Source organism: Porphyromonas circumdentaria (assembly GCF_900167105.1).
In the GTDB taxonomy this organism is placed as follows: Bacteria; Bacteroidota; Bacteroidia; order Bacteroidales; family Porphyromonadaceae; genus Porphyromonas; species Porphyromonas circumdentaria.
This window is the reverse complement of the sequence record NZ_FUXE01000008.1, coordinates 1-26,295: the sequence shown is the minus strand read 5'-3', so window position 1 is coordinate 26,295 and position 26,295 is coordinate 1. Positions and strand designations below refer to the sequence as shown.

At 41.7% G+C, this 26,295-nt stretch carries 21 protein-coding genes; 13 read left to right on the top strand and 8 right to left on the bottom strand.

Annotated features, from left to right (window positions below):
* Window positions 1-9 precede the first annotated feature (9 nt).
* From priA to B5D06_RS04590, 5 genes are all read left to right on the top strand, one after another.
* Window positions 10-2,484, top strand: coding sequence for a replication restart helicase PriA (priA, locus tag B5D06_RS04610; protein ID WP_078736847.1), 2,475 nt, complete (start codon window positions 10-12; stop codon window positions 2,482-2,484).
* A gap of 196 nt (window positions 2,485-2,680) precedes the next feature.
* A complete protein-coding gene (locus B5D06_RS04605) occupies window positions 2,681-2,929 on the top strand; it encodes a DUF4492 domain-containing protein (RefSeq protein ID WP_078736913.1) in 249 nt (82 codons plus the stop codon).
* A 73-nt stretch (window positions 2,930-3,002) separates the two neighbouring features.
* Complete coding sequence (locus B5D06_RS04600; RefSeq protein ID WP_078736846.1) at window positions 3,003-4,595, top strand: cytochrome ubiquinol oxidase subunit I; 1,593 nt, start codon at window positions 3,003-3,005, stop codon at window positions 4,593-4,595.
* 49 nt (window positions 4,596-4,644) lie between these two features.
* Window positions 4,645-5,808 carry a cytochrome d ubiquinol oxidase subunit II gene (locus B5D06_RS04595; RefSeq protein WP_078736912.1) on the top strand — a complete coding sequence of 388 codons (1,164 nt, stop codon included), beginning with the start codon at window positions 4,645-4,647 and terminating at the stop codon, window positions 5,806-5,808.
* Between the two features lie 351 nt (window positions 5,809-6,159).
* Window positions 6,160-9,051 carry a T9SS type A sorting domain-containing protein gene (locus B5D06_RS04590; RefSeq protein WP_078736845.1) on the top strand — a complete coding sequence of 964 codons (2,892 nt, stop codon included), beginning with the start codon at window positions 6,160-6,162 and terminating at the stop codon, window positions 9,049-9,051.
* Between the two features lie 117 nt (window positions 9,052-9,168).
* On the opposite strand, the gene B5D06_RS04585 is transcribed toward B5D06_RS04590, so the two are convergent.
* The 3 genes from B5D06_RS04585 to upp form a co-directional block, all read right to left on the bottom strand.
* Window positions 9,169-9,900 (bottom strand): glycosyltransferase family 2 protein, encoded by a 732-nt coding sequence (locus B5D06_RS04585; protein ID WP_078736844.1) that lies wholly within the window; start codon window positions 9,898-9,900, stop codon window positions 9,169-9,171.
* A gap of 134 nt (window positions 9,901-10,034) precedes the next feature.
* On the bottom strand, window positions 10,035-11,885 hold the full coding sequence (locus tag B5D06_RS04580; protein WP_078736843.1) for a peptidase U32 family protein: 1,851 nt from the start codon (window positions 11,883-11,885) through the stop codon (window positions 10,035-10,037).
* 30 nt (window positions 11,886-11,915) lie between these two features.
* Window positions 11,916-12,575 carry a uracil phosphoribosyltransferase gene (gene upp / locus B5D06_RS04575; RefSeq protein WP_078736842.1) on the bottom strand — a complete coding sequence of 220 codons (660 nt, stop codon included), beginning with the start codon at window positions 12,573-12,575 and terminating at the stop codon, window positions 11,916-11,918.
* A gap of 96 nt (window positions 12,576-12,671) precedes the next feature.
* Here upp and porT point away from each other — a divergent pair, with 96 nt between their 5' ends.
* Complete coding sequence (gene porT / locus B5D06_RS04570; RefSeq protein WP_234989556.1) at window positions 12,672-13,430, top strand: type IX secretion/gliding motility protein PorT/SprT; 759 nt, start codon at window positions 12,672-12,674, stop codon at window positions 13,428-13,430.
* Between the two features lie 269 nt (window positions 13,431-13,699).
* Here porT and B5D06_RS04565 read toward each other — a convergent pair whose 3' ends face one another.
* The 4 genes from B5D06_RS04565 to B5D06_RS04550 form a co-directional block, all read right to left on the bottom strand.
* The gene (locus B5D06_RS04565) at window positions 13,700-14,080 is read right to left on the bottom strand and encodes a YraN family protein (protein WP_078736841.1); all 381 of its coding nucleotides are present in this window, start codon (window positions 14,078-14,080) and stop codon (window positions 13,700-13,702) included.
* An 8-nt stretch (window positions 14,081-14,088) separates the two neighbouring features.
* Window positions 14,089-15,024 carry a glycine N(alpha)-acyltransferase GlsB gene (locus tag B5D06_RS04560; protein WP_078736840.1) on the bottom strand — a complete coding sequence of 312 codons (936 nt, stop codon included), beginning with the start codon at window positions 15,022-15,024 and terminating at the stop codon, window positions 14,089-14,091.
* Window positions 15,025-15,038: 14 nt separating this feature from the next.
* Window positions 15,039-15,887, bottom strand: coding sequence for a 1-acyl-sn-glycerol-3-phosphate acyltransferase (locus B5D06_RS04555; RefSeq protein WP_078736839.1), 849 nt, complete (start codon window positions 15,885-15,887; stop codon window positions 15,039-15,041).
* 291 nt (window positions 15,888-16,178) lie between these two features.
* Window positions 16,179-16,481 (bottom strand): GNAT family N-acetyltransferase, encoded by a 303-nt coding sequence (locus B5D06_RS04550; RefSeq protein ID WP_078736838.1) that lies wholly within the window; start codon window positions 16,479-16,481, stop codon window positions 16,179-16,181.
* Between the two features lie 198 nt (window positions 16,482-16,679).
* Between B5D06_RS04550 and B5D06_RS04545 the strand changes: the two genes are divergently transcribed.
* The 6 genes from B5D06_RS04545 to fsa are packed head-to-tail and all read left to right on the top strand — an operon-like array spanning window position 16,680 to window position 23,011.
* Window positions 16,680-17,336: a DUF3256 family protein gene (locus B5D06_RS04545; protein ID WP_078736837.1), complete on the top strand. Its 657-nt coding sequence runs from the start codon at window positions 16,680-16,682 to the stop codon at window positions 17,334-17,336.
* Between the two features lie 36 nt (window positions 17,337-17,372).
* Entirely contained in the window at window positions 17,373-18,302 is a 930-nt protein-coding gene (locus B5D06_RS04540; protein ID WP_078736836.1) for a hypothetical protein, read from the top strand.
* A 29-nt stretch (window positions 18,303-18,331) separates the two neighbouring features.
* A complete protein-coding gene (locus tag B5D06_RS04535) occupies window positions 18,332-19,915 on the top strand; it encodes a DUF4301 family protein (RefSeq protein WP_078736835.1) in 1,584 nt (527 codons plus the stop codon).
* 26 nt (window positions 19,916-19,941) lie between these two features.
* The gene (locus B5D06_RS04530; protein WP_078736834.1) at window positions 19,942-21,741 is read left to right on the top strand and encodes an aminopeptidase P family protein; all 1,800 of its coding nucleotides are present in this window, start codon (window positions 19,942-19,944) and stop codon (window positions 21,739-21,741) included.
* 3 nt (window positions 21,742-21,744) lie between these two features.
* Window positions 21,745-22,302, top strand: coding sequence for a gamma carbonic anhydrase family protein (locus B5D06_RS04525; RefSeq protein ID WP_078736833.1), 558 nt, complete (start codon window positions 21,745-21,747; stop codon window positions 22,300-22,302).
* 40 nt (window positions 22,303-22,342) lie between these two features.
* Complete coding sequence (fsa, locus tag B5D06_RS04520; RefSeq protein ID WP_078736832.1) at window positions 22,343-23,011, top strand: fructose-6-phosphate aldolase; 669 nt, start codon at window positions 22,343-22,345, stop codon at window positions 23,009-23,011.
* A gap of 216 nt (window positions 23,012-23,227) precedes the next feature.
* Here the strand turns inward: fsa and mutS are convergent, their stop codons facing one another.
* Window positions 23,228-25,876, bottom strand: coding sequence for a DNA mismatch repair protein MutS (mutS, locus tag B5D06_RS04515; RefSeq protein WP_184227913.1), 2,649 nt, complete (start codon window positions 25,874-25,876; stop codon window positions 23,228-23,230).
* 177 nt (window positions 25,877-26,053) lie between these two features.
* On the opposite strand from mutS, the gene B5D06_RS04510 reads away from it, so the two are divergent.
* Window positions 26,054-26,295: transposase family protein (locus B5D06_RS04510; RefSeq protein WP_143742612.1), on the top strand; the 242-nt coding region annotated here is incomplete at its 3' end.

Sequence of the window (26,295 nt, the reverse complement as noted above, 5' to 3'; positions counted from 1 at the left end):
GAGTAGTATATGTTTGCACACGTCCTGCTGCCACTTAATTTAGAAGACAGCTACCTTTACAGCGTACCTGTAGAAATAGCTAATGAAGTGGCTGTAGGGATGCGGTGTGTAGTGCAGTTTGGAGCTAAAAGGTTTTACGTTGGTATTATTGCCTCTCTTACGGAAGATAATAGTGAGGCGAAAGGGAAAAAGATAAAACCCTTGATTTCTTTGCCCGATAAGACACCTATTGTTACTCAAGAGGAGATTGATTTTTGGTTGTGGGCAGCTCACTATTATATGGCTACCCCTGGAGATTTTCTGAGAGCTTCATTACCTACAACTTTGATACCAGAAAGCGAAACCATCGTCTACATACATTTAGATAAGGCCGAGGTGCAACTGCCGCCCGATGAAGCCCTTGTTGTAGAGACTCTTCGACGGCTTTATAAGAATAAAATACGTTTCGACCTATTACTCTCCAATATAATAGGTACTCGCAAAATGAAGCTTTTCGAGGCACTTCTGGAGAGGGGGATACTCTCGGTAGAAGAAGATATTCACAAAGCTTCTAACAGGATTGGAACACGCTGTGTCGGTTTTACCCCTGCTTACCGAACGGAGGATGCTATTGTAACTTTAATTGATAATCTTCATCGAAAACCAGCTCGTTTGCGTCTGATACAGCGGTTAATTACACTACAGGAGGAGGAAAACCTCTCTTTCGGGGGCTTAGTACCCGAGAAAAAGCTAACTCTGGATAAACCTTCTACCCAACAACTTCTACGTTGTTTACTCGCAGATGGCATCTTAGAGATAGTTTACCAAACAGAACCCTCTTCCGAGAAACATCGAGAAACATCGACTTCCCTAGAGGTAAATCTTCCTGTTGATAAACCTACTCTTTATATAGCTTCCGATTATAAGGAGGAGATGCACTATTTAGGACAGCATATTCGTTGGATAATAGCGAGCGGTAAACGTGTACTTCTCTTGCTCCCCCAGAGTACAATTTTAGATAAAGCTTCGGGCTCTATTCAGAGGGAGTTGTCTCTTTACAATATACCCATATGCCTCTACACAAGCACACTCTCAATGAGAGAGCGCGCAGCTTTGCGCTATCGTATGATGGGGACGGATGACCCCCTGCTTATCGTTGGTAGCCGTACAGCTTCCCTTCTGCCTGCACATCTTTTAGGCTTGGTAATAGTGGCAGAAGAGCAAGATACTTTTTACAAACAGCAAGAACCCGCTCCTCGTTATCATGCGCGCGATTTATTGATTGCCCGTGCCCAAAAGCTGGGTATCCCTATCTTACTTTCTTCGGTTACTCCCTCGGCAGAGAGTTGCTACAATGTTGCCCAGGGAAAATATCATTGTATAAACGCCACGCATCCCGTGCGACGAGCCTCCATAGAAGCGATAGATTTGCAGTATGAACGCTCTACCAAACGTCTTGCGTATGGTAAGCTTTTTACTCTCCCCCTCCGAGAGGCCATAGAGCAAAGGTTACAGAGAGGAGAAAGGACGATTATACTCTCTGCGCTTAGAGGATTTGCTCCCTATGTTTTCTGCAATAGATGCCATGAAAGTCTGAAGTGTATCCATTGCAGTGTGAGCCTTACTTATCACAAAAGAAGGAATGTGTTGGTATGCCATTATTGCGGATATACAATCTCTTTTCCATCGGAGTGTCCCAAATGCAGTAGTGTGGGTGATTTTGCTTCGTCCGAAATATTGGAACTAAAGGGATTTGGTTCTGAACGAATAGAGGACGAACTTGCAACTCTTTACCCCGATGTTCCCATAACAAGGATAGATGTAGATACGTTCCGTAGTAAGGAGCAAAAACAGTCTTTACGTGAGAATTTAGAGGAGGCGGCCTCTTCTATTTATGTAGGAACTCAAATGTTGATGCACTTCCCACCTATAAAGGGTGTAACTTTAATAGGTGTAACGCAGTTGGACAGGATGCTGTCTATTTCTAATTTTAGAACAGACGAAAATGTCTTTAATCTCCTCTACCAACTTTCTGTAAAGTATCCCGATGCTCGTGTTTTGCTTCAAACATCCGACCCCGAAAGACCTCTTTTGACCCTTTTGCAGCAAGAAAAGATACAAGATAATGGATATACCTCAAGCCATGCACTCTTTATGGAACAACTTTTAGAAGAGAGGTGCTTGACCAATTTTCCTCCCTTTGTTCGCCTCATTACTATTATAGTAAAGGCGACAGAGGAGCAAGATGCTGCATTGGTTGTGCGGCAATTATCTTCTTCTTTACAGAGTTATTCATCTTATTTTAGTGCCGTGAGTATGCCTATGAAGCCCTATGTTTCTCGGGTTCGTTTACAGTATATCCGTCAGATAACTTTACGATTACAAGCAAAGGTCTCTTCTTATGCCATTCGTTCTATACTAAGGGAGCGTATAAATGCTCTAAGGGAAAATTCATTGGAAGCACGTCGGGTACGTATTCTGTTTGATGTCGACCCCCAAAACTAAGAGTGCTTAAGATGTAATTCTTATGTCATTTGAGGTTAAATAACTGTATTTTTCGACCATAACTTCCGATAGTTTTACTTATTTCCATATATTTGTAACGCAAAATAGGTATTACCCCTACGAGAAACCTCTATAAAGTAGGTAGAAGGTTTGTCAGTCTTCGAGGTAGTGCATGCAGTATAAAAAGGAGATAATTATGAATTCTATTCGTAAAGAAAAGAGAGAGGGATTCTGGCGCAGAGCTTTATACCTTTACCTTGATGGGTTTCGAACGCTTACCCCCACCTCAAAGACTCTTTGGCTCATTATACTTGTTAAGTTGTTCATCATGTTTGCCATTCTTAAAACCTTTTTCTTCCCTAATATAGTGAAGCAACAGGGTAATAAGGAGCAGCAGGCTACTTTTGTGATGGAGCAGATAACTCAACCGAAAGAAGATAAATAATAATATCAACTCCTCCTAAGATAGGTTATGGGAGGAGTTTCTTAATGTAGAATATACCCTAAATAATAGAAGTATGAATATTGAATCGTTACTCACTTGGTCACGAGCACAGTTTGCTCTGACCGCATGCTATCACTGGTTGTTTGTGCCTCTTACGCTGGGTTTAGGCGTTATTATGGCTCTTGCTGAGACACGCTACTATCGTACAAACGACCCTAATTGGAAACGTTGGGCTCAATTCTGGCAAAAGTTATTCGGTATCAACTTTGCCATCGGAGTAGCCACAGGTATCATACTAGAGTTTGAGTTTGGTACCAACTGGTCTAACTATAGCTGGCTTGTTGGCGATATTTTTGGGGCTCCTTTGGCTATAGAAGGTATCTTGGCATTCTTTATGGAGGCTACCTTTATCGCAGTGATGTTTTTTGGATGGGATAAGGTTAGTCGTCGTTTCCATTTAGCATCTACATGGTTGACTATAATCGGTGCAACCATATCTGCTGTATGGATATTGGTAGCGAATGCTTGGATGCAGGATCCTCAGGGTATTACATTCAATCCAGCCACAGTGCGTAGTGAGATGACCGATTTTTGGGCTGTAGCTTTTTCTGCTACCGCTATAAATAAATTCTGGCATACGATCTCTTCTACTTGGGTTTTGGGAGCTATTTTTGCTCTGGCTGTCTGCGCTATTTACTTGATTAGAAAAGACACCAAACATAAGGAGTTCGCTTTGGCAAATGCTCGTCTTATCGCTCCTTTTGGTTTGATCGCTGTAATCTTGACTGCAGCAACAGGAGATACTTCTGCCTACAATGTGGCACAAAAACAACCTATGAAGTTGGCTGCCATGGAAGGTCTTTATGAGGGAGGCGAGTCTACTCCCGATGGAAGAAGGGTCGATGGTACAGGAGCACCTCTCTCCCTCTTTGGAGTATTGAACCGTGATAAGATGAGTAAAAAGGGTGATGTTGTAGAGGAGCCTTTCTTCTTCAATATAAAAGCTCCCGTAGCTCTCTCATACCTTGCTACACGCAAGATGGATGGTTACGTGCCTGGTATCAACAACCTTCTGAATGGAGGATATTATCTCCCTGACGGAACTGTTGCTCTCTCGGCAGAAGAAAAAATGGAAAGAGGACGTATTGCTCTCGGAGCACTTACAGCCTATCATAAAGCCATGGAAGAAAATGATCAAGCTGCCATGGAGATGCATAACAAGACAATACAGGAACACTTCCCTTATTTTGGCTATGGACACATACAAGACCGTAGCGAGTTGGTACCTAACGTGCATGTCAACTACTACACTTTCCGTATTATGGTTGGTAGCGGTATGCTTTTTATATTACTCTTTGTATTGGTATTTATTTTCTCTCGTAAGCCAGATAAGTATGCCAAAATGAAGTGGTTACATGTATTTTCTATTCTTTGCTTGCCCTTGGTTTACTTAGCGAGTCAATCAGGTTGGATTTTAGCAGAGGTGGGTCGTCAACCTTGGGCCATACAGGATATTCTCCCGGTAAATGCCGCTGTCTCTTCTTTAGAGGCATCTAATGTGATTATAACCTTTGTACTTTTTGCCGTTCTCTTTACCGTTTTGCTTATAGCAGAGCTGAATATTATGATTAAGGCTATAAAGGCTGGTCCAGAGCAGGGTAAGTAAGAACTTTTGTGAGTTATAAGAAATAGGAACATCTAAATTGTTTTTAATGATGGATTATTCGATGCTACAACACTATTGGTGGTTATTAATCTCTCTCTTGGGTGCATTACTGGTTTTCTTGCTTTTTGTGCAGGGAGGACAAACTTTTATATTCCCTTGGCAGAAAGATATTACTCTTCAAAAGATGATTATAAACTCAGTGGGTCGTAAATGGGAGTTTACTTTAACTACTCTTGTAACTTTCGGAGGAGCTTTCTTTGCTTCCTTTCCCCTTTTTTATTCGACTAGCTTTGGCGGGGCTTATTGGGTTTGGATGCTTATCCTCTTTTGCTTTGTGATACAAGCGATATCGTATGAGTATCAATCGAAGCGTGGTAATGTGTGGGGAAAAAAGACCTTCCAAACATTTCTATTTATAAATGGTCTTTTGGCACCTATCCTTTTAGGGGCAGCGGTATCTACATTTTTTACAGGAGCGAATTTTGTCGTCTCTAAAAAGGCTATTTTCGACTTTGTAAGTACTCCTGGAGCAATCTCTACATGGCAGCCTTTTAATGGTATACAGCTTCATGGCTTGGAGGCAGTCCTCAACCCGTGGAATATTGTCCTGGGTTTGGCAGTTCTCTTCTTAGCAAGAACTACAGCCTTGCTTTACTTTATCAATAACATTGATGATAAGGAGGCGGATAGAAGAGCTCATAAGTCGCTACTCCCTAATGCCCTGATTTTTGTTGTGCTTTTTGTTGCTTATGTGGGCTTCTTACTCTTTAAGGATGGATGGGCGATAGACCCTAACACGGGAGTTATTTCTGTGGTGCCTTATAAGTATTTGCATAATTTCTTAGAGATGCCAGTGGTACTAATTCTCTTTTTGTTGGGGGTGCTTTTGGTCTTGGCGGGTATTATCTGGACGCTGCTGAACCGTAACTTCCGTAAGGGAATATGGATAGAAGGTGTTGGAGTGGTTATAACAGTACTTGCTTTGCTTTTAGTTGCAGGATGGAATAACACTGCCTATTACCCCTCTTTGGCAGATATGCAGAGCTCTCTTACCATAGCTAATAGCTCTTCGAGTTTTTATACATTGCGTGCTATGGCTTATGTGTCGCTCATAATACCTTTTGTTTTGGCTTATATATTCTATGCGTGGCGAGCTATTGATATACGCAAGATTACTCGTAAGGAAATAACGACTGATGATCATACGTACTAAAAAGGAACTTTTAGGTTCTTATGTCAAAAGCTCTTTTGGAGTTTGCAGCTCCAGAAGGGCTTTTTGTTTAGGAGGGATTAGTTGGGTTTATGTTTTAGGAAAAGAGTTGCTTTTGTTGATGAAATTGATGGTTTAGTCTGTTTGTGTAATTCGAATATTATGTTATCTTTGCTCTTCGTAGTTTTCTCTGCTGCAATGTAGCAAAGTGTTGGTTGAGTAACTGCAAACCAAAATTTAGCTGAAGGATAGAGTAGGAGTGAGAGAAAAGTCTTTTGAAAATCTACCATTCAATAAATTCATTTTGTGAAGTTGGAAGAATAGAAGAAAAATTGAAGTAATATTATAGATACGATGAAAAAAAATAGATTACTGCTCGCCAAAATGATGGGGGCTTTTCTTGCTTCTTCTTTGTCGATATCTGCCTTTGCACAGATATCCTTTGGGGGGCAGCCTGCAAGTTTTGAGATGTCTCAGAGCTCTCTGAGATCAGATTTAGCTCCACATACGATCCATGTGTTGCCTAACTTCAACCCCGATGATGTGCGTGCTGCTTCTGAGTGGAGTTCTCAAGGAGTGGGAGTACGTCCTCTTACGATCGGAAAGGTTATAGAGACAGATATAAACTTCGCGCGTGATGCTCAGAGTATGCGCCTCCCAGATGGCAGAGTGATTTATCGTTTAGCGATTGACACTCGTACTGCCAAAGGAGTAGCTTTGATATATGATGATTTTTTCATCCCTAAAAACGGCGGAGAGCTCTATTTGTATACTCCCGACCATAAGGAAGTGTTGGGGCGTTATACTCATGAAACTAAATCAACTCACGGCTCTTTTGCTACAGAACCACTATCTGGTTCTTCTGTAATTATGGAATACGTACCTGCAGCTGGTGGAGAGATGCCCAGTATCCTTATCTCTGGAGTAGGCTATATATTTGCAGAGAATGTGCTTCGTGCAGATCCAGACCCAAGTCCAGATCCAGGTGAAGACAAGTCTGAAGAAGAGTGCCAGATAAATATTAACTGCCCCGAGGGTGCAGATTGGCAAACTCAAAAGGCAGGAGTTGTTCAGATGTATATGATTTCTGGAGGAAATATTGGTGTTTGTTCTGGAAACTTGGTAAACAATACAGCTGGTGATTTCAAACCTTTGATTATTTCGGCAGCGCACTGCGCTGGTTTGAAAACTAACTTCACAGTGCCTCAGAGTGACCTTAACAGATGGATTTTCTCTTTCCACTACGAAAAGCCCGGTTGTAGTAATGGACAGAGAGCACTCCCCAGGAGAAAGACTATGGTAGGTTGTACAATGAAAAGTTATCTTCCTATTTCAGGACAGTCTGACGGGTTATTGCTTGAGTTAAAGAACGAAATACCTCTTTCTTACAGAGTTTACTATAATGGTTGGGATAGATCGGGTAAACTTATCTCTAAGGGAGCGGGTATTCACCATCCAGCAGGCGATGCTAAAAAAATTGCTCTTCTTGACGAGCAAGTGCAGAGTGCAACGTGGAGAGGTACAGAGCATGGGGCTACGGATGCACACTTCTTTTTCAAATATAAATTTGGTACTACAGAAGGAGGCTCCTCTGGTTCTTCCCTCTTTAATGAAAATAAATTGGTAGTAGGTACTCTTACTGGAGGTGCTGGCAAGTGTGCTGGAGCAACCGAGTTCTACGGAAAACTTCACGATCACTGGGATCGCTTTAAGGAAAATGGCAAGCCTCATACACAAATGGCTTCATTCTTAGATCCTAATAATACGGGAGCAACCACTCTTGAGGGTACATGGCGCCAGAACATGCGTCCATTGGACCCTGTTAAAAATCTGAGAATAGTGCGTGAAGGCGACAATATAAAATTGACTTGGTCCCCTGTTTCTACCGAAAATATCCCATCTGAGTGGAAAGTTAAGTATCGTATTTATCGTAATGGATATTACTTAGAGGGTAAGGATATTACAGAGGGTACTACTTTTGTCGAGCCTTTGAATGATGCTTTGGCTGGATATTCTGGGAATGTTATATACGGAGTTCAAGCTCGTTATCTTTATAATGGCGCAGTTATCACACAGGAAAAATATGGAGATGCAGATATTGTTGAGTTAGGTATATACGCAGGGCGCACAGTGAATACGATAACTCCAACAGTCGCGAACAATAATTCTGGTTCTAACAAGGGTAAGTATATTTCTTGGTCAGCGGCTAATAACCTTCAGGAAATATCTCTTTTTGGTTATCCAAGCAACCTTTCTTTCGTACCCTTTCATCCTACCTATATAAGTAAGGATCTCTTTGGACCTGGTGCTCCTTCTATTCCTCCTGTCTATGCAGTGGTAGCATCTAAGTTCCCTTCCTACTATTTTCAGAATTTTGGAACAACAGGAAGTCATTACATTTATGCTGTTAGTTATATACCTACGGATAAATCTAGCGACGACTATAAAGTATTCATTCGTAACGGAGAGTTTGATTCAAAGAATGTGTATCAACAACCTTTTAGTGTCCCTGACAACTGGAAGCCAGGTGAATGGGTAACCGTGAAATTGAAGAAACCATTTAAGATTTCTAATCCTAATAAGTCCCTTTATATCGGTTTTGGAGCTAAGAATAAACAGGGACGTAAGACTCCAGGGGTGGTTCAAGTAGACGGAAGTGGTGACTCTAACTTAGTTTCTGTTGATGGATTGGCATCATTTACAGAAGGAGTTAATTTCTACAATAGAGGTGCTTGGTTGCATCCAAAAGATGGCTATTTAGCAATGCGTGTACTTGTATCTAACACAGGTTCTTCTTCGGATAATGACAATATAGAAGTCTTCTCAAAAGGAAAACAACCAGTTCCTTTCCCAGAGATCAAGGGATATAGAGTAAAGAGAAATGGCGTTGTTATTGCAGATAATTTGCAATTGCGTGAATATACAGACGAAGAGGGTACGGACGATAGCAACTACGAAATCGAGGTTATCTACAATACAGATTCTTTCATCGTAGGCAATCAAGAAGTAGAATCTACTGCAACTCTTCCTTATGTATTCCCATCTCGTTTGGGAGCAGATGCAATGCTAAATATCTCTGACAGCAGTGATGTAGCTAAGGTCGTGGTTTATGCTATGGATGGAACCGTTGTTTATAGCGAGACTTCACCATCTCAACAAGTCTCTCTCGGAGAGCTCCCATCAGGAACTTATGTCGTAGTTCTTGATACGACTAGAGGTAGAGTATCTCAAAGAGTGATTCGTTAATGTAGGGCTATCACATAGATATTTTACTAAAAGTACCCCTCACTTCTCAAAATCAAGAAGTGAGGGCTACTTTTTTGTGCTATATGTGAGGGATTATACTACTGGAGGGATTACCCATTATCGTTTGCGCACAAAAATAAAACTGAGGTGTGCTAATAGAGTTTTCAGTAGACCAAACTCTTTTTGCATTATGCGAAATCGTTCCATGAGGGAGCGTAGGTGGTGTTTGCGAGATAGTCCCCCCTCAAGGTAGTTTACTATTACTTTGTTTAGGGGGAGGTTATTCTCTGAGCGTTCTACCATTTTTATACACCAATCAAAATCTGATGAGAGACGATATTTTAAGTTGTAAGGCAGAACAATGCGTCTGGATACAATAAAGGCCTGATGGCACACGAGCATCCCTTTCAAGAAATCTTTCTTTTGAAGAGTTTTAGGAGGTCTTAAGCGACGCAGAGAGATAGCCTCTCTTTGGCTATTAACAATCATTGTGTCCCCATAGACGATATCGGGGGGACAGGGAGATGAGTGCTTTTCAATGGTGCGGACCACTTCTTCAACAGTCGTTGATGAGAGCAATGTATCCCCTGCGTTGAGAAACCAGAGGTAATCTCCAGAGGCTTGTCTTATTCCTTTATTCATAGCATCGTAAAGCCCCCTGTCGGGCTCGCTGGAGATATGGGCGTATGGGGTATACTGCTCAACGAGTTGTAGTGTTTGATCTTTGGAAGCTCCATCAATCACTATATACTCAATCTCTCCGTAAGTCTGCTCTGCTATACTCTGTAGTGTGGGCACAATAGTCGAGGCCGCGTTGTAGCAGATAGTTATTATAGATATTTTCGTCATAACAGTACATGGTTAACGAGATAGTAGTTTATAGTATTGTATGTTTTTCGGGAAAAGACTTCTTTTAACTTCTTGCATTTTCTTTGTATTAGGAGTGAAACTTTCCCAGATATCCGATCACAACGTTCTTATCCTTAAGTGGTGGCGAAGAGTAGCATTTGACATTTTTTGCAGTCGAATGAGAGGCGGATGCGTTCCTCTCCGTGGATTAAGAAAAGAGGTTCTTGAAAAGGAGTTTTTTTCTTTGTTTGGGTGCAGTAGCCGATATGTCGTCGAATGCAATGGCGACAAATCATTAGAGGAGCTTTATTGACAGGAAACAGTTCAAAAGCAGGAGCAACTTTCGTAACACCCCAAATTTGATAAATCTTTTCTGCCTGATGATTGGCTATATTATTAAGATAGGAGGTCTCCTTCTCGGCAAAAGGTTTACCTGCCTCGATAGGAGGTCTGTATAAAGGTTGGGCTTTGTGTCGGATGAATAGAACTTGCGAGAAAGCTTCTATGCCATCCCTTTTGAGCTCTGCTACAGACGAAAGAGGCACGAATTTGCCTCGACACTTTACTTCGATAAACGATGCTTCCAATCCCGTTCCTCCCAGTTTAGAGAGAGCCTCCTTTACCCTATCATCACATGGTTTCTGTGCTTCATTTAAAGAGAGAGGTAGAGAAACTTTGGCATAGATAGAGGGGGTGGCTTTATCCTGTAGGTGAAGTGTAATCCCCCAAGAGAGTGTTTCAAACAGAAGGAATACAGGCCGTAGCCGAAGAGAACTATTAGATTGCTGAAGGAGTTTCTCGAAAGCAATGGAGTAGTTGCGGTATAACTTCATCCCCGGATAGATTTGTTGTGGATTATCAATAATGAAAGAGGTGGGGGAAAGTACTGTATTTACGCGGCTACCTCCCATTTTCCCCTCCTTTGTGTAAAAGGCCAGACCGTCCCCATTGGAGAGGTTATATGCGCTTTTGAGGTAGATTTTGTCCCCTTTGACAGCAGATACATACCCGATGGGTTCGCCTTCCGATTTGGGGCTTTGGGTACGAATAAGTTCTTCTTTGGAAGCACCTTTGCCCAATTGGTAGGTAGTACTGCCTCGAGAGAAGCTCTTCTGTGGATCAGGGGTAAAACGTAGGGTCGTATTGCCGTGTGACGCCCTTCGGTATTGTGTCGGGTTTTCGGCTATGATTTGATTCAGCCGCTCGCTATAATAAGCTGTTGTGTTGCGCACGTAGGAGCTGGTTTTTAGCCGCCCCTCTATCTTAAAACTAACGGCTCCAGCCTCTACTAATCCCTTTAATATTGAAGATCTGTTAAGATCTTTCAGGGAGAGAAGGTGGCTGTCTCGAGCAAGTATTTTTCCTTTGCTATCAATGAGAGTATAGGGTAAACGGCAGTATTGGGCGCAATTACCTCTATTAGCACTACGCTGGGCTAAAGCTTGAGATATGTAACAGTGCCCGCTGTAACTAACGCAAAGAGCTCCATGAACAAAGGTTTCTAAGCGTAATTTGGGCACCTCTTTTGAGAGCATAGCAGTCTCTTCTACCGACAATTCTCTTGCCAGTACAGCTTGCTCGAAGCCCACGGACTGGAGCAATTTTAGCTGTTGTATAGAGTTGTTGTGGCATTGGGTACTTGCGTGAAGTGCAATGGGGGGAATGTCTAAACCTAAGATGCCCATGTCTTGTATGATAAGAGCATCTACCCCGATGAGATATAACGTTTTGATGAGGCGTTCTGCTTCGGAAAGCTCGTCATCGTACAATATCGTGTTAAGAGCAACATACACTTTGGCCCCGAAGAAGTGTGCCTGATGTACCAGCTTTTCGATATCCTCAACGGAGACCCCTGCAGAAGCTCTTGCTCCAAATTTTGGAGCCCCCACGTAAATAGCATCTGCCCCTGCAGAGAGGGCACTAAGTCCGCACTCTAAGTTCCCTGCAGGAGAGAGAAGTTCAAGGCTCCTAAGTTCTTGTTTCACCGTCTATGGTCAGAGAAGGGGAGAGCATTATTAGAGCTTTGCCCCGAAAGCCAAATCTCCAGCATCTCCCAACCCAGGTACAATATAAGAGTGTTCATTAAGCTCTTCATCTATGGCTGCCACCCACAAGGTAGCCTTCACAGATGGGTCTATTACACCACATAGATACTCTACGGCTTGACGACTTGCGATAACAGAGGCAAAATGAATGCTTTGGGGGGTGCCTCGTGATAGAAGGGCCCGATAGGCTAACTCCATAGAGCCTCCCGTGGCAAGCATAGGATCTGTCAGTATAAGTACCTTATTGGTAAGGTCTGGACAAGCAATGTATTCTACAAAAATGTCGAACTTAAGTTTATCTTTGTACTTTCGATAGGCAGAAACAAAGGCATTCTCTGCATGATCGAAGTAATTTAGAAAACCCGAATGGAAAGGTAACCCCGCACGAAGTATAGTTCCGATTACTACATTATCGCTAAGACGGTAGTTGTGAGCTGTTGCCAAAGGTGTTGGTACCTCAGATAAATCATATTTAAGACGACGACTGATTTCGTATGCCAATATCTCTCCAGTTCGTTCAATATTGCGACGAAAACGCATACTGTCTTTTTGAATGTCTATGTGGCGCATCTCTGCCATGTAGTCGCTTAACAAAGATGGTTGTTCTGAGAAATTAATAACCTCTACCATAAAAATGTTTTTCGAATTGTTTTTCCAAGCAAAAGTACAATAACTTTTTACTATCCCGCGTTGGTAATCCGTATAATGCAAGTAAAGATTATAAGAATGAGTTCGATTACTTCGTTGACCAAGAAATACAACTATGCTTCTCGGATAGGGAAAATGCTGTTGGGGGTATTCTTGTTTTCTATTGCTTCTCCTCTTTTTGCCCAAAAGGAGGTGCTTAAGAGACGTCCTTATGCAGATTATCGAACCTTTCATCTCGGCTTTCATGTAGGCACACATGTACAGGATTTGGTTATCGCTAATAGTGGTTTTTTGAGAAACCCCTCTTCTGCTACTCCTCACCCTCTTTTTGCCACAGTGTCAAACTATACCCCTGGATTTTCTGTAGGGTTGATTGTAGACTACACTATTATACAGGATTTAGAATTACGTTTACAACCCACTCTTCATTTGAGTGAGCGTCAAATAACCTATTCAGATGGAACGCAAGAGTTAGAACGCTTAGGCTTTCGCTCCAATATTATAGAGCTTCCTTTAATGCTCAAGTATTCGTCTCGTCGATTGAATAACATACGACCCTATGTAATAGGGGGTGTGTATGGAGGTTTGCAAATAGGACAAAGAAAACTTGATGCGGTGCGCTTCAGACCCTTGGATTATGGTTTTAGAATAGGAGTAGGGTGCGATTTTTATCTTCCCTTCTTCAAGTTGTGTCCAGAGCTTTCGTTCTCGTTTGGGTTACCAGATGTGATAGAACATAATAGGCCTGATATTTGGGAGGATAATCGCTACGATTATACGCAGGCGATACGGAGAGCTTCTGCCCGACTTATACAGCTAACTTTCAATTTTGAGTAATCTTTTTACTCTTTCTTTCTTGGAATTGTGTACTCTTTTTAGGGCTTTTACGGTTGGTGGAAAAAGTTCCATACTTGTGTTGCTTTGAGAGGAGTATACAGGCCTTTTAAGAGGGCAGAAATGTGTCGGGAGTTTGCATATGTCATAACGAGAGTTTAGACCTATAGAAACTCGAGTTATGATAGGAGATAAGTAGAGTTATAATAGAACCTATGAAATTGAACAATTAACTCCTGTTTTGTTTACAGCAGGAGCAAGTTGTTAAGTATCTATCGGTAGGTTTTTGCTTGTACGCCAAAAGCATTAGGGTAGTGCTCTGTTTCAAAAATCCCCTGTGCGGGAACATATATAGCTGTGATAATGTCAAATCGAATAGGGAGGTGTATTCTATTCATTCGCACATAAATGTTGGCAGCTTTAAGAAGATTGTTTCTTTTGGTGAGGTCTACACTATCCAACGGAGAGACTATAAAGTTGGAAGAGCGAGTTTTTACTTCAACAAAAACTATCTCTCTTCTATTCGAGGCTATTAAGTCTACTTCTAAGTGTTTATATCGCCAGTTTTTCTCAAGTACACGGTAGCCTTTTTGCTCCAGATAAGCAAAAGCAACTCTTTCTCCCTCTCTACCCAAAAGATTGTGTAGACTCATTGGTCCTGTTAGTTTGTAGGAGGCTGAAAAGTATCTATGTGTCTTTTTTTCTTCTCTTCCAGTATCTCACCGATGGGTACTAAGATACCTGTCTCTTCCACATCACCAAACTCGTAGTTAATAGCTGTTCCCAGCATCAATAGTTTGGGAGAAAGGGAGATATAGGCATTTATTAATGGAGGAATATTGATGCCGAACTTTCGTATTTCCTGCTTCAATACTCTATAGTCTACATTCAGATTATTGGCACTGAATAGCTTTTCGACCTCCTCCTTGTCTATATCAATGGATAGAGGTTCCTTGGGGAAAATTAACTTCTTATCGTCATGAAAATATTTATTCATGAAGTAAAGAATCAAATTGCGACAATAGCGGTCATACGAGGGGTACATCGTTATTTTTCCAAAGAAGTATTTGTTTTCTGGATGTATAACAGTGAGAGCTCCTAAACCGTCCCAAAGGTTGTCCAACGCAAATATGGAAAGGTTGTTTAGGTGTGTAGCCTGAAATTCTTGTGTGACAAACGAGCGACCGAGTTCGATTGTATAGGGTAGATATTTCTCTATAAACTCCTCACTGTAGTCAAACATGTGTGAGGTAGCGAGCAGATTTGCCCCTAATGGACTTTTTAGAATATCCTTTCCTTGTATGTATCTATATCCTCCTATAATAACGCCCTCTTTGGGATTCCATACTATAAGTTGCTTGTACCCCTCTGGATGGGTATCGAACTCATCAATATCAGTGGCTAATCCCGTTCCACCACCACCAGCCCTAAAGGCATGCTCCCTCAAACGCCCAATCTCTTGCATCGTATTAGGAGCTTCAGAAGCGGAGAAAATATAAATCTCATTTTCTGCTTTATTGCTGGTACGCAATAAACGAATAGAAGATAATTCTTGACGGATAATGTCTTTGGGGATGGGAGGAATTATAGTTTGCATAGATTTATGTGAGACTAAAGGGAGGAATTCTGTGCGTCGGGGAGCTTGTATACAATATTTCGCAGTTCTAAGGCAAGCTCTTTCGTATTCTTTGTGGAAGTTTGTAGTGCTGTATAGGGAATAGGTTCTCCAAAATAGATTTTGTATCGCTTTCCTTTGGAGCGAAACATTTCATCGGGCAGGAGTACTGTCCCTATATTGAATTTCATGCCCATTTTCCTTCGAGCTTGCTCTATTTTGTAGAAATGGCATGTGTTATAACCTTCGAAAAATATAGGTATGATATCTCTTTGGTAGTCTACACTCATTCGTATAAAGCTCTTTTTCCACTCCAGATCCTGTATCTTCCCATATATGCGACGCGAACATACTCCTGCGGGAAAGGTTATGACGGGGAGAGAAGATGATAACTCTTCTTGCAGACGTTCTAACCCTACACGAGACTGCTTGCCAAGTGTGTTGACGGGCACAAATATCTTCTTCAATGGTTGTAGATTGAATAGAAGATCATTAACAATGTAGCGGATATCCGATTGGTAATGAGTTCCTAAAACATGAGTTAAACAAATACCATCCATACCACCGAGAGGATGGTTAGAGATAAATAGGGCTCTCGGGTTTTGGGGTAAATTCTCTCGACCCACAATATCAATTTGGATATTGAAGTACTCTACCAAAGCAGTCATAAAATCCACCCCCTGCAAGTTTTTATAGCGTCTGAGAATAAAGTTAATTTCATCTTGGTGAATTAAACGCTCCAGAATACGCACAGTCCAACGAGGCAACTTTTTACCCCACTTTGCAGAGATAATAGCTCCAATGTTTATCTGTTGAGGCTCTTTATTTCCTTTTTCACCCACCATTTATCCTTTTCTCTGTTCGTTATGTATTAAAAATATCCCCAAATAAGAGGGGATATATACCACAAAACTTACTTGATAGACACAAAAGTACAAAACAATTAAGCAAAAAAGAAAGTGTTTCAAAAAGTTGCACATTGTATGCTTTTCGTGCAAAAAAACAATGCTTTTAAGGGGGGATAGTACTATTTCATATTCTCTAATGCGCCTTTTTCGCTTCTCAGATTTGCTAACTGCGTTTTATACATCTGCAACGTAGCAACGAATGACAGTTCCTTTCTTCTTTTAAGCAGTCTATTCGCCTTTATACAGGAGCTCCTGATACTCTGCTACGCGATCAAAAACGACTTTTACATACGAACACTTAGGTAGAATTTGGTAACTTTTTTTCTTAGCATGCAGGACGGCAGCCTCTACTAATAGACGTGCTATACCTCGGCCTTTACGTTTTTCGTTCACTTCGGTATGATTTATAACCATACATTTCTCTCCTTGTAGCCAATAGGTGAGTTCCCCTACTTTAATCCCTTTTTCCCTCGCTTCAAAAATGCCTTCAGAATCCTTAATAGTATGTGCTATTTCTATCTCTTTGTTCATAGTGAAAAATTGCTTTAGGAATAGTGAAAGCAAAAATAGTATTCGTCTCTTAAAAGAGAGCAACCCTTATCAAAGAGTGCTATATCTCAAAAGCAAAGTGAAGGAGTCCTGATTTTGCTCTTCAAAATATGTATCTTTGCAGGGAGGGTACTGTCAAAAAGTAGCACCTTCATAGAAAACAAGAAAGAATGTTATCAAATGAGATTTCCCGTTAGCAAGGTCTTTTATTCCCTTCTTATAGTGGGATGTTGCTTTTTTTCTAAGCCAGTCATGTATGCTCAATCTATGGAAAAGCGAATAGCCCTTATTGCTGAAGAAGTTTTTCCCCTGCTACCGAAAGAGGATTGTGTAGGCTTTATAAAAAGTGCTGAAAAGGGAAAAGAGATAAAAAACCTCTTGGGGACAACTCTCAAGATAGATTTTTCTTCTTCTCAGTATGTACGTATCAGCTCTGATAGTACGATTGTTGACGAATTAATTCTTTTACCTTATCGAAGAGGAGATGTGCTCTGTCATATACGTACTCTACGTACTCCAGAACTCTTATCTTTTATTTCCTTCTATGATGAACGAGGGAAAAGTCTCCCGAAAGAGCACTTTATTCTTCCAATAAGCGGGGTAGATTTTCTCCTCCCCTCTGTAGACCGTTCAAGTGTTATGTTTCAACAGATAGAAAAGATCTTACCTTTTTTACCTATTCATTATACTTTTTCTTGGGGTGATAAAAGCATTACTCTTTATCCGTCCTACTCTTCAATAGCAACAGAGGAACAGAAAGTTATTTTGAGACAGTTATTGCAACCCCAACCCATTACTCTCAAGTGGAAGAAGAAAAGATTTCTTCCCGAATCATAATAGTAGAACATACGACTGGTTAATTGCGGAAAAACCATGCAGCCCAATAGTGGAAATAAAAAATACCTAAAGCTCTCTGTTATTATTGGAGGGAGCCTTCTTATCCTATTCTTAGTCGGGGGGTATATACTTCAAAGAGAGAGAAAACATCTGATCGAGGAGAAAGAGGCCTTTGTAGCCCTTGAAAGGAGTAAAATGGAAGACGAATTGACAGAATTACAAGCAGAATATGGAGCTCAGGTAGAAAAAATTCGTACAGGAAGTGGCTATGGAGAGCAGTATATGAATCTCTCCAGTGATTCCCTATTGGAGCAGATGGGTGCACAAAGAGCCAAAATAGAGCGTCTTACCGAGGAGCTGAAAGCAGTCAGGGCTGCAGATGCCAAACGTATAGGAGAGCTTTCTAAAGAGATTCAGAGTTTACGCAAAGTGTTAAAGTCTTATGTCAGTCAAGTAGATTCACTTCAGAGAATTAATACACAACTATCTGAAGAAAATAGACAGGTGAAGAGCAATATGGCTTCAGTGCAGGCAGAAGCACAGCGCTTACGTACCGAAAGAAATACATTGACGCACCAAGTGGCAAAGGCGGCTCGCTTGGAAGCGCGCAATATACGCTGTCTTCCTCTTGATAAGAGGGGGAAAAAGACGAATCGAATAGACCGTGTACAAACTGTTCAAATAGATTTGACAATTTCTAAAAATATAACAGCCTCTCCTGGGGCTCGTACTATCTATGTACGTATACTGAACCCCAATGATCAGCCAGTTGTAGCCAATGGAGCTCTATTCTCGTATGAGGGGGTTTCTCTGCAAGCAACTCTTAACAAATCCATTGAGTATGGAGGAGAAGACTTACCTGTAACTATCTATTGGAATATCAATGAAACTCTACTTAACGGTGTTTATCGTCTTCATTTCTTTGCCGACGGAGAGATGATAGGCTCTACGTCTTTGGCTCTATAATTAAGTAGCTAATAGCAATTGCATAACAGATGGAAGAAATAGAATCTTGGCAGGAAAACCTCTTTTCGGAAGAAGATATACAGTATTTAGAGGAGCGAGGAATCTCCAAAGAGGAGGCTCTGCGACAAATAGACTTAATCCAAGCAGGTTCATCCTACCAATTATTGGAGGGCAGTGCTTCCCTTGAGTATGGCATTATTTCGCTTTCAGATGAAGAGAAACCTAAGTATCTCGAAGTTTGGAGCGACTATTGTTCCAATCCACAACATCGCATCATGAAGTTTGTGCCCGCATCGGGAGCAGCCTCTCGTATGTTCAAGGATCTTTATCCCCTTCTGTCACAGGAGGAGCCTATTGATGAAGAAGACCTAACACCAGAGCAACAGCTCTTTTTTGATCACATTAATGACTTTGCTTTTTTTGGGGAACTTAGTGAGGCTTGTTTACGTAATGAATGGAGTCCTATTAGTAAACTCATCAACAATGGTCGGTATGCCACGATCGCGAAGTCTTTGCTCCTCAAGGAGGGAATGAATTACGGAACTCTCCCCAAGGGATTACTTCTTTTCCATAAATACTCCGATAAAAAAGTGAGGACGGCAGCTATGGAACATCTTGTAGAGGCCGCTCTGTATACAAAAAATAGAGAAGGACAGATTTATCTGCATTTTACAGTTTCTCCTGAACATATTGAGATGTTCAAAGGTCATTTGGATAGAACGCGTCAGCGTGTAGAGGAGCAGTTTGGTGTGTTGTGTAACTATACATTCAGTATACAGTCTCCCAGCACCGATACTTTGGCTCTTACGCCAGAAGGCTTGCCCTTTAGGACAAAAGGAGGAAAGCTTTTATTGCGCCCAGGAGGACATGGAGCTCTTATACACAACCTTAATGAACTTAAGGCAGATGTTATTTTCATCAAGAACATTGATAACGTTACTCCCGATCACCTTAAGGGAAATACAATTCTTTATAAAAAACTTTTGGGTGGGGTATTGGTCGTTCTTAGAGAGCGAATATTCAATTATATAAGACTTGTCGAAAAGGGCAAGGTGGGACGTGCTCAATTAGAGGAGATAGCTCTTTTCTTGCACCAAACGCTTTGCATAGATATACCTCAAAAAGAAATTTTGGGAGATAAGGAGTTGAGTGATCGTATACTTCACTGTTTGAATCGTCCCTTACGTATCTGCGGAATGGTTCGCAATGAGGGAGAACCTGGAGGAGGCCCTTATATAGTAAAGGAGGCAGATGGTACGACTTCATTACAAATACTAGAAAGCTCTCAAATAGACCAGAAAGATGAACGCTCCGTCGAGATTTGGAAGGCAGGAACTTTTTTCAATCCTGTTGATATCGTATGCTCCACGGTCGATTATAAGGGAGAGCATTTTAATCTTATGGACTTCGTTAACGAGCGTACTTCCTTTCTTTCAGAAAAAACGTATGAGGGGGAAAAACTAATTTCGTTGGAACGCCCTGGGCTTTGGAATGGAGCTATGGACAAGTGGAACACTCTCTTCGTCGAAGTCCCCAGTAATACTTTTACCCCTGTGAAGACGGTGAATGATTTGCTTCGCCCATCTCATCAAGGGGTTGTCATTAATGATTAAATAACAAAACAATATTCTTTTGCAATATGAATACAAATACTTCAATTTCGGAACGAATAGAGGCACTTCGCTCTTCTATGAAAGCCCTGAATGTGCAGGCATACATTATACCTAGTAGTGATGGACACCTAAGTGAGTATACCCCCGCACACTGGAAAGGTAGAACCTGGATATCTGGTTTTACAGGTTCTGCAGGGACAGTAGTTATCACCCTTGACAAGGCTGGTTTGTGGACAGACTCTCGTTACTTCCTTCAAGGAGCACAGCAGATAGAGGGTACTCCCCTTACTCTCTTTAAGGAGGGTGTTACTGGAGTCCCTTCTATAGAAAAATTTCTTGCCACAGAGCTTCCCAAAGGAGCAGTTGTAGGATGCGATGGTAACTGTTTTAGCCAAGCAGAGATTGAACGTATGGAAACAGCTCTTGCTCCCTTTGGCATAGCTCTTGATGCAAAATACGATCTGTTGGAAAAGGCTTGGACAGATCGTCCTGCGATACCCACGAAAGAGTTTTTTTCTCACCCCGAAAAATACTCTGGCGAAGCGACACAAACTCGTACGCAACGCATTCTTAGCGAACTTAAATCATTTGGGGCTAATGCTATAGTACTAACAATGTTGGATGAGTTGGCTTGGGCTTTTAATATCCGTGGTAACGATGTTGAGTGCAACCCTGTAGGAGTAGGGTACGGATTTATCGGTGAGAAAGAGTCTGTGCTTTTTGCCATCGAGTCAAAAGTCTCCGATGCTCTTAAGGAAGAGCTGAGGAAGCAGGGAGTACGTACAGCACCCTATGAGGAGATATTCTCCTATCTTTCTCAACTCTCAGAAGATACTTGCGTCCTTATAGATAAGATGCGTATGACGCACAGTATTTACGAGTCCCTCTCTAAGGCTTGTGGAAAAGTATATGCTACCTCGGTTGTAACACTTTTGAAGTCCTATAAAAACGAAGTGGAGCTGGAGGGGGTTAGACGCTCTATGTTGAGAGATGGTGTTGCTTTGACCCGTTTCTTCATTTGGTTAGAAAAAACATTGGGAGAGGGAGCTACTCCCAGCGAGGTAGAAGTAGGAGAGAAATTGACCTCTTTCAGAGCAGCAGATGCAATGTATGTATGTGATAGTTTTGACACCATTTGTGGCTATCAAGATCATGGTGCTATTGTACACTACCGAGCAGAAGAGTCTACAGCTCATAAAGTAAAGAATGAAGGCGTTCTTCTGTTGGATAGTGGGGGGCAATATCTCGATGGTACGACTGACATCACTCGTACTGTAGCATTAGGTAAAGAAGAGCCAGAAGCTCAATTGAAACGGGACTACACTTTGGTTCTGAAAGGACATATTGCTATTGCGACTGCACAATTTCCAGAAGGGACTCGTGGTAATCAGCTTGATATATTAGCTCGTAAGGCTCTTTGGGATCAAGGTCTTTCTTATGGACATGGTACGGGGCATGGAGTAGGAGTGTTTCTTAATGTACATGAGGGACCGCAAAATATCCGTACCGACAATAATCCTACCCCTATGGCTATTGGTACCTTCACAAGTAATGAGCCTGGGCTCTACCGCTCTGGAAAGTATGGTATTCGTATCGAAAATCTCATCGTTACGCGTGAGAAGTGTCGTACAGAGTTTGGCACATTTTTAGGCTTTGAAACAATGACTTTGTGCTTCCTTGATAATCGTCTTGTTGAGAAGAGCCTTCTTACATCGAAAGAATTTGAGTGGTACAATGATTATCAAGAGCGTGTATATCAAGCACTCTCTCCTCTCTTAACGGCAGAAGAGGCTACTTGGTTGAGAGGAAAAACTCAAAAGCTCTAATCAATGGCTGGAAGTATTATATCTGTGTGTGGTTTTACTCCCTCTATCGGCAAAGATTGTTTTATTGCTGAGGGTGCGCGAGTAATAGGAGATGTTACCATAGGGGATAATAGTAGTGTGTGGTTTAATGCAGTACTCCGAGGAGATGTTAATAGCATCAAAATCGGGAGGGGTTGTAATATCCAGGATGGCTGTGTACTCCATACACAGTATAAGGTATCTCAGATTGAGATTGGAGACTATGTTTCTGTGGGGCATAATGTAATTCTGCATGGTACTATAATACATGACTATGCTCTTATTGGTATGGGATCGGTTCTTTTAGATGATGTAGAGGTAGGAGAGGGAGCTATTGTGGCAGCAGGTTCAGTCGTACTCAAAGGAACAAAGATAGAGCCTTATACACTCTATGGAGGATATCCTGCAAAGTTCATCAAGAAGGTAGACCCAGAACAGTCTCACAAGATGAATCATACCACAGCAAACCATTATGCTGTTTATGCTACTTGGTACATGTACCCAGATCAACATCTTGACAGGGAAATTCATGAAGAAGAGTAGTAAACTCTTAGATTAAAAAAACAATAATCTCGATAGTAAAATGAAATTTTTTATTGACACTGCCAATCTGGCGAGCATACGCGAAGCAAACGAACTTGGAGTATTGGATGGCGTTACAACCAATCCCTCTCTCATGGCTAAAGAAGGTATAAGTGGCGAGGAAGCTTGTAAGGCTCACTATCTGGAAATATGCGAAATTGTAGATGGAGATGTGAGTGCCGAAGTAATGAGTACTGAGCTGCAAGAGATGCTTCGTGAAGGGCGGGAGTTAGCTCGTCTTCACCCTAATATTGTGGTAAAAGTGCCTGCTACAGAAGATGGCATTAAAGCTGTGCGCCAATTCTCCAAAGAGGGTATTCGTACTAACTGTACGTTGATTTTCAACTTAGGACAAGCCCTTCTTGCAGCAAAGGCTGGAGCTACTTATGTATCTCCTTTTGTAGGACGTATCGATGATGTTAGCGGTTATGGTGTTGGTTTAATTCAACAAATCGTAGAGGTGTTCCGCTACTATAACTTCTCAACTGAGGTTTTGGCGGCAAGCATTCGTCATACCCGACATGTAATAGAGTGTTTAGAGGCTGGAGCAGATGTAGCCACCTGTCCGTTGAGTGCTATCAAAGGATTGCTCAAACATCCTTTGACGGACAATGGATTGGCTGCTTTCATCGAAGACCAAAGACGCGTAGCAGAACAGAACAAAAAGTAAGATTCCCTTGCAAGAGTACTCAAAAGGGAGGAGTTTTTCTTTTGGGAGTTCGTAGGGGAGTTTTTACTATCGAATGTCGGTTAAGAGAAAATAAAGCTTGAAAACGAATTCGTGTTCTTCCATTAAAAAGCATCCAGAGATAAGACCTCTGGATGCTTTTTTATTTTCCTGAGAAAAGGTCGTGTCCTGTGTATCCCAAGAGCTTTTAGCACAAGTCTAATACTTTTTGAGTAGACTTTTTATATGGTCGAGTCTGTTTAATGCCTCTATAGGGGTCAGGTTATTTATGTCAATAGCTAAGAGGTCGTCTCTGATTTCTAAAAGTATAGGGTCTTCCATTTGAAAAAAGGAGAGTTGCATACCTTCTTCTTTTCTATCGCTGTGTTGTGAGCTCTTTTTTATACCTGGAATGTCAGTTATTTCTGTCTCTACAACACCTTCTTGGATACGTTCAGCTTCGAGGCTTTTGAGTATTTCCCCAGCTCTATCAACTATACTGCGTGGCATACCCGCCAGTTTGGCTACTTGGATCCCGAAACTGTGTTCGTTCCCTCCTTCTACCAACTTGCGTAGAAAAATCATCTGTCCCTCTACCTCTTTTGCAGATACGCTATAGTTGCGTACTCGAGCCAAAGACTCTGCCATTTCATTTAATTCGTGGTAATGTGTGGCAAATAGCGTTTTGGGATGCACCAGAGGGCTGTTGTGCAGATGCTCTACAATTGCCCATGCTATGGAAATTCCATCAAAAGTACTTGTGCCTCTTCCTAACTCATCGAAGAGTACCAAACTGCGAGGGCTAAGATTGTTTAATATACTTGCTGCCTCTTGCATTTCTACCATAAAAGTTGACTCGCCCATTGAGATGTTGTCTGACGCTCCTACACGGGTAAAAATGCTGTCTACAATACCAATAGATGCCTCACGAGCGGGAACGAAACTTCCTATTTGAGCCATTAATGTAATGAGGGCAGTTTGCCGTAACAAAGCCGATTTACCACTCATGTTGGGGCCAGTTATAATCATGATTTGACAACTATTGTTGTCCAAGAAAATATCATTTGCTATATAGGGCTCTCCAAAGGGTAGTCGCTCCTCAATTACTGGGTGACGCCCATCCTTAATATCAAGAATAAGAGAGTCGTTTACCTGAGGACAGACATAGTTTTGTGTTAAAGCAACCTCTGCAAAAGAGAGTAGTACGTCGAGGGTAGCTACTGTGCGAGCATTTTGTTGTAGTACAACGACCGATTCTTGAAGGTCTTCTACCAGTTGATTAAAGAGCAAGGTTTCTAACGTTAGTATCCGCTCTTCGGCTCCTAATATCTTTTGCTCGTATTCTTTAAGCTCTTCTGTTATATAGCGTTCTGCATTGACCAATGTTTGTTTACGAATCCACTCTTGCGGCACTTTCTCTTTATGAGCGTTACGTACCTCTATATAGTAGCCGAATACGTTATTAAAGCCCACTTTTAGGGAGGGGATACCTGTCTGGTCACTTTCTCTTTGTTGTAAAGAGAGGAGGTAGTCTTTGCCAGAAAAGGCAAGACGCCTCAGTTCGTCCAGTTCTTCATTATATCCTTCGGCTATAACATTCCCTCGGTTTACCTGTTGAGGGGCATCCGGATTAAGCTCGTATTTGATACGCTCCCGTAAGGTTTCGCACAGCTCCAATGACATCCCTAAAGATTGTAGTGCAGGAGTATCTGTTGAAGAAGTCTCCTTTTTGATTTCTGCTATAGCGGTGAGGGCATTAGCCAGAGATACTACCTCGCGAGGAGTTATTCTTTTCATTGAGGCCTTAGATACTGTTCGTTCAAGGTCTCCAATTTCTCGCAGGAGATTTCTTAGAGAGAAGCGAAGCTCCGAGGTGTTATAGAGGTGTTTTACGATGTACTGTCGCTCCTCGATGAGAGCGATCTCTTTGAGAGGGAAAGCAATCCATCGACGTAAAAGTCTTGCCCCCATGGGGGTTATTGTTTTATCCAATATACCACATAGGCTTAGTCCATCGGAATTCATTGGTTGTAGCAACTCCAAACTGTGTATGGTGAAATTGTCCAACCGAACGAATTTGCCCTCATCAATACGATTGATTGAAGAGATGTGTCCTATCTCTGTGTGTTGTGTAAGGTCTAGGTAGTTTAAGATAGCTCCCGCAGCACTTACCGCTAAAGGGTGGTTTTCTAATCCATATCCCTTCAGTGATTTGACGCCAAAGTGCTGGAGTAGCCGTTCTCTATTGTTAGAGGGAGTGAAAAACCAATCGTCTGTTTCGAAAATAAAGGAGCGTATTGCTCCCATTCTTTGATTGTATTCTGTGCGCTGTTTGCGTTCTACTAATATCTCCTTAGGTTTGTACCCTGCAAGGAGTTTTTCTACCAATGTTTCGTCTCCCTCTACAGCGGAAAATTCTCCAGTTGATATATCTAGAAAGGATACTCCGATACGTTCCTTGGTAAATGTGATAGCAGCGAGAAAGTTGTTTTCTTTATTCTCCAGTATGTGGTCTCCTATAGCAACTCCAGGGGTTACGAGTTCGGTAATTCCTCTTTTTACGAGTTTTTTGGTTAGCTTGGGGTCTTCCAACTGATCACAAATAGCAACTCTCTTACCTGCCTCTATCAAGCGAGGGAGATAGGTGTTCAGGGCGTGATGAGGGAATCCTGCGAGCTCTACATGTTGTGCCGAACCATTGGCCCGACGTGTGAGAGTTATTCCTAAAATTCGAGCAGCCTCTACGGCATCTTCTACAAATGTTTCGTAAAAGTCGCCTACGCGAAAAAGAAGTATCGCATCTGGGTGTTTCTGCTTGATTTGAAAGTACTGCCTCATTAAAGGCGTTTCTACAACATTTCCTGCCACGGTAATATCAATTTGGGAGTATACTTATAGCAAAAGTACAAAAGAGTTTGCTGTAAGTCAGCTTGTGTACTAAAAACCCAGGGCAACCGCATCAAAATAGGCTTATCTTTGGGTTATGGATATACAAGATTATTTTTCTACAGGGCAACCGCATCAAAATAGGCTTATCTTTGGGTTATGGATATACAAGATTATTTTTCTAATGTAGAAGACCCACGTGTAGTGGGTCGTTGCAAGCATAAGTTGAGCGATATTCTAGTAATTGCATTGGCGAGTTATCTGTGTGGAGGCGAGGATTATGAGTCGATGCATGAACTCTGCTTAGAGCGTGGAGAATCGCTTCGCCCACTAGTTGAGTTGCCTAATGGTTGTCCGAGTGTAGACACTTTCGAAAGAGTGCTCCAACGTATTGAGCCTCA

Excerpts from the sequence above, each read along its gene's own strand:
- priA (WP_078736847.1), top strand. The coding sequence starts at position 10 with ATGTTTGCACACGTCCTGCTGCCACTTAATTTAGAAGACAGCTACCTT.
- B5D06_RS04605 (WP_078736913.1), top strand. The coding sequence starts at position 2,681 with ATGAATTCTATTCGTAAAGAAAAGAGAGAGGGATTCTGGCGCAGAGCT.
- B5D06_RS04600 (WP_078736846.1), top strand. The coding sequence starts at position 3,003 with ATGAATATTGAATCGTTACTCACTTGGTCACGAGCACAGTTTGCTCTG.
- B5D06_RS04595 (WP_078736912.1), top strand. The coding sequence starts at position 4,645 with ATGGATTATTCGATGCTACAACACTATTGGTGGTTATTAATCTCTCTC.
- B5D06_RS04590 (WP_078736845.1), top strand. The coding sequence starts at position 6,160 with ATGAAAAAAAATAGATTACTGCTCGCCAAAATGATGGGGGCTTTTCTT.
- B5D06_RS04585 (WP_078736844.1), bottom strand. The coding sequence starts at position 9,900 with ATGACGAAAATATCTATAATAACTATCTGCTACAACGCGGCCTCGACT.
- upp (WP_078736842.1), bottom strand. The coding sequence starts at position 12,575 with ATGGTAGAGGTTATTAATTTCTCAGAACAACCATCTTTGTTAAGCGAC.
- porT (WP_234989556.1), top strand. The coding sequence starts at position 12,672 with ATGAGTTCGATTACTTCGTTGACCAAGAAATACAACTATGCTTCTCGG.
- B5D06_RS04565 (WP_078736841.1), bottom strand. The coding sequence starts at position 14,080 with ATGAGTCTACACAATCTTTTGGGTAGAGAGGGAGAAAGAGTTGCTTTT.
- B5D06_RS04560 (WP_078736840.1), bottom strand. The coding sequence starts at position 15,024 with ATGCAAACTATAATTCCTCCCATCCCCAAAGACATTATCCGTCAAGAA.
- B5D06_RS04555 (WP_078736839.1), bottom strand. The coding sequence starts at position 15,887 with ATGGTGGGTGAAAAAGGAAATAAAGAGCCTCAACAGATAAACATTGGA.
- B5D06_RS04550 (WP_078736838.1), bottom strand. The coding sequence starts at position 16,481 with ATGAACAAAGAGATAGAAATAGCACATACTATTAAGGATTCTGAAGGC.
- B5D06_RS04545 (WP_078736837.1), top strand. The coding sequence starts at position 16,680 with ATGAGATTTCCCGTTAGCAAGGTCTTTTATTCCCTTCTTATAGTGGGA.
- B5D06_RS04540 (WP_078736836.1), top strand. The coding sequence starts at position 17,373 with ATGCAGCCCAATAGTGGAAATAAAAAATACCTAAAGCTCTCTGTTATT.
- B5D06_RS04535 (WP_078736835.1), top strand. The coding sequence starts at position 18,332 with ATGGAAGAAATAGAATCTTGGCAGGAAAACCTCTTTTCGGAAGAAGAT.
- B5D06_RS04530 (WP_078736834.1), top strand. The coding sequence starts at position 19,942 with ATGAATACAAATACTTCAATTTCGGAACGAATAGAGGCACTTCGCTCT.
- B5D06_RS04525 (WP_078736833.1), top strand. The coding sequence starts at position 21,745 with ATGGCTGGAAGTATTATATCTGTGTGTGGTTTTACTCCCTCTATCGGC.
- fsa (WP_078736832.1), top strand. The coding sequence starts at position 22,343 with ATGAAATTTTTTATTGACACTGCCAATCTGGCGAGCATACGCGAAGCA.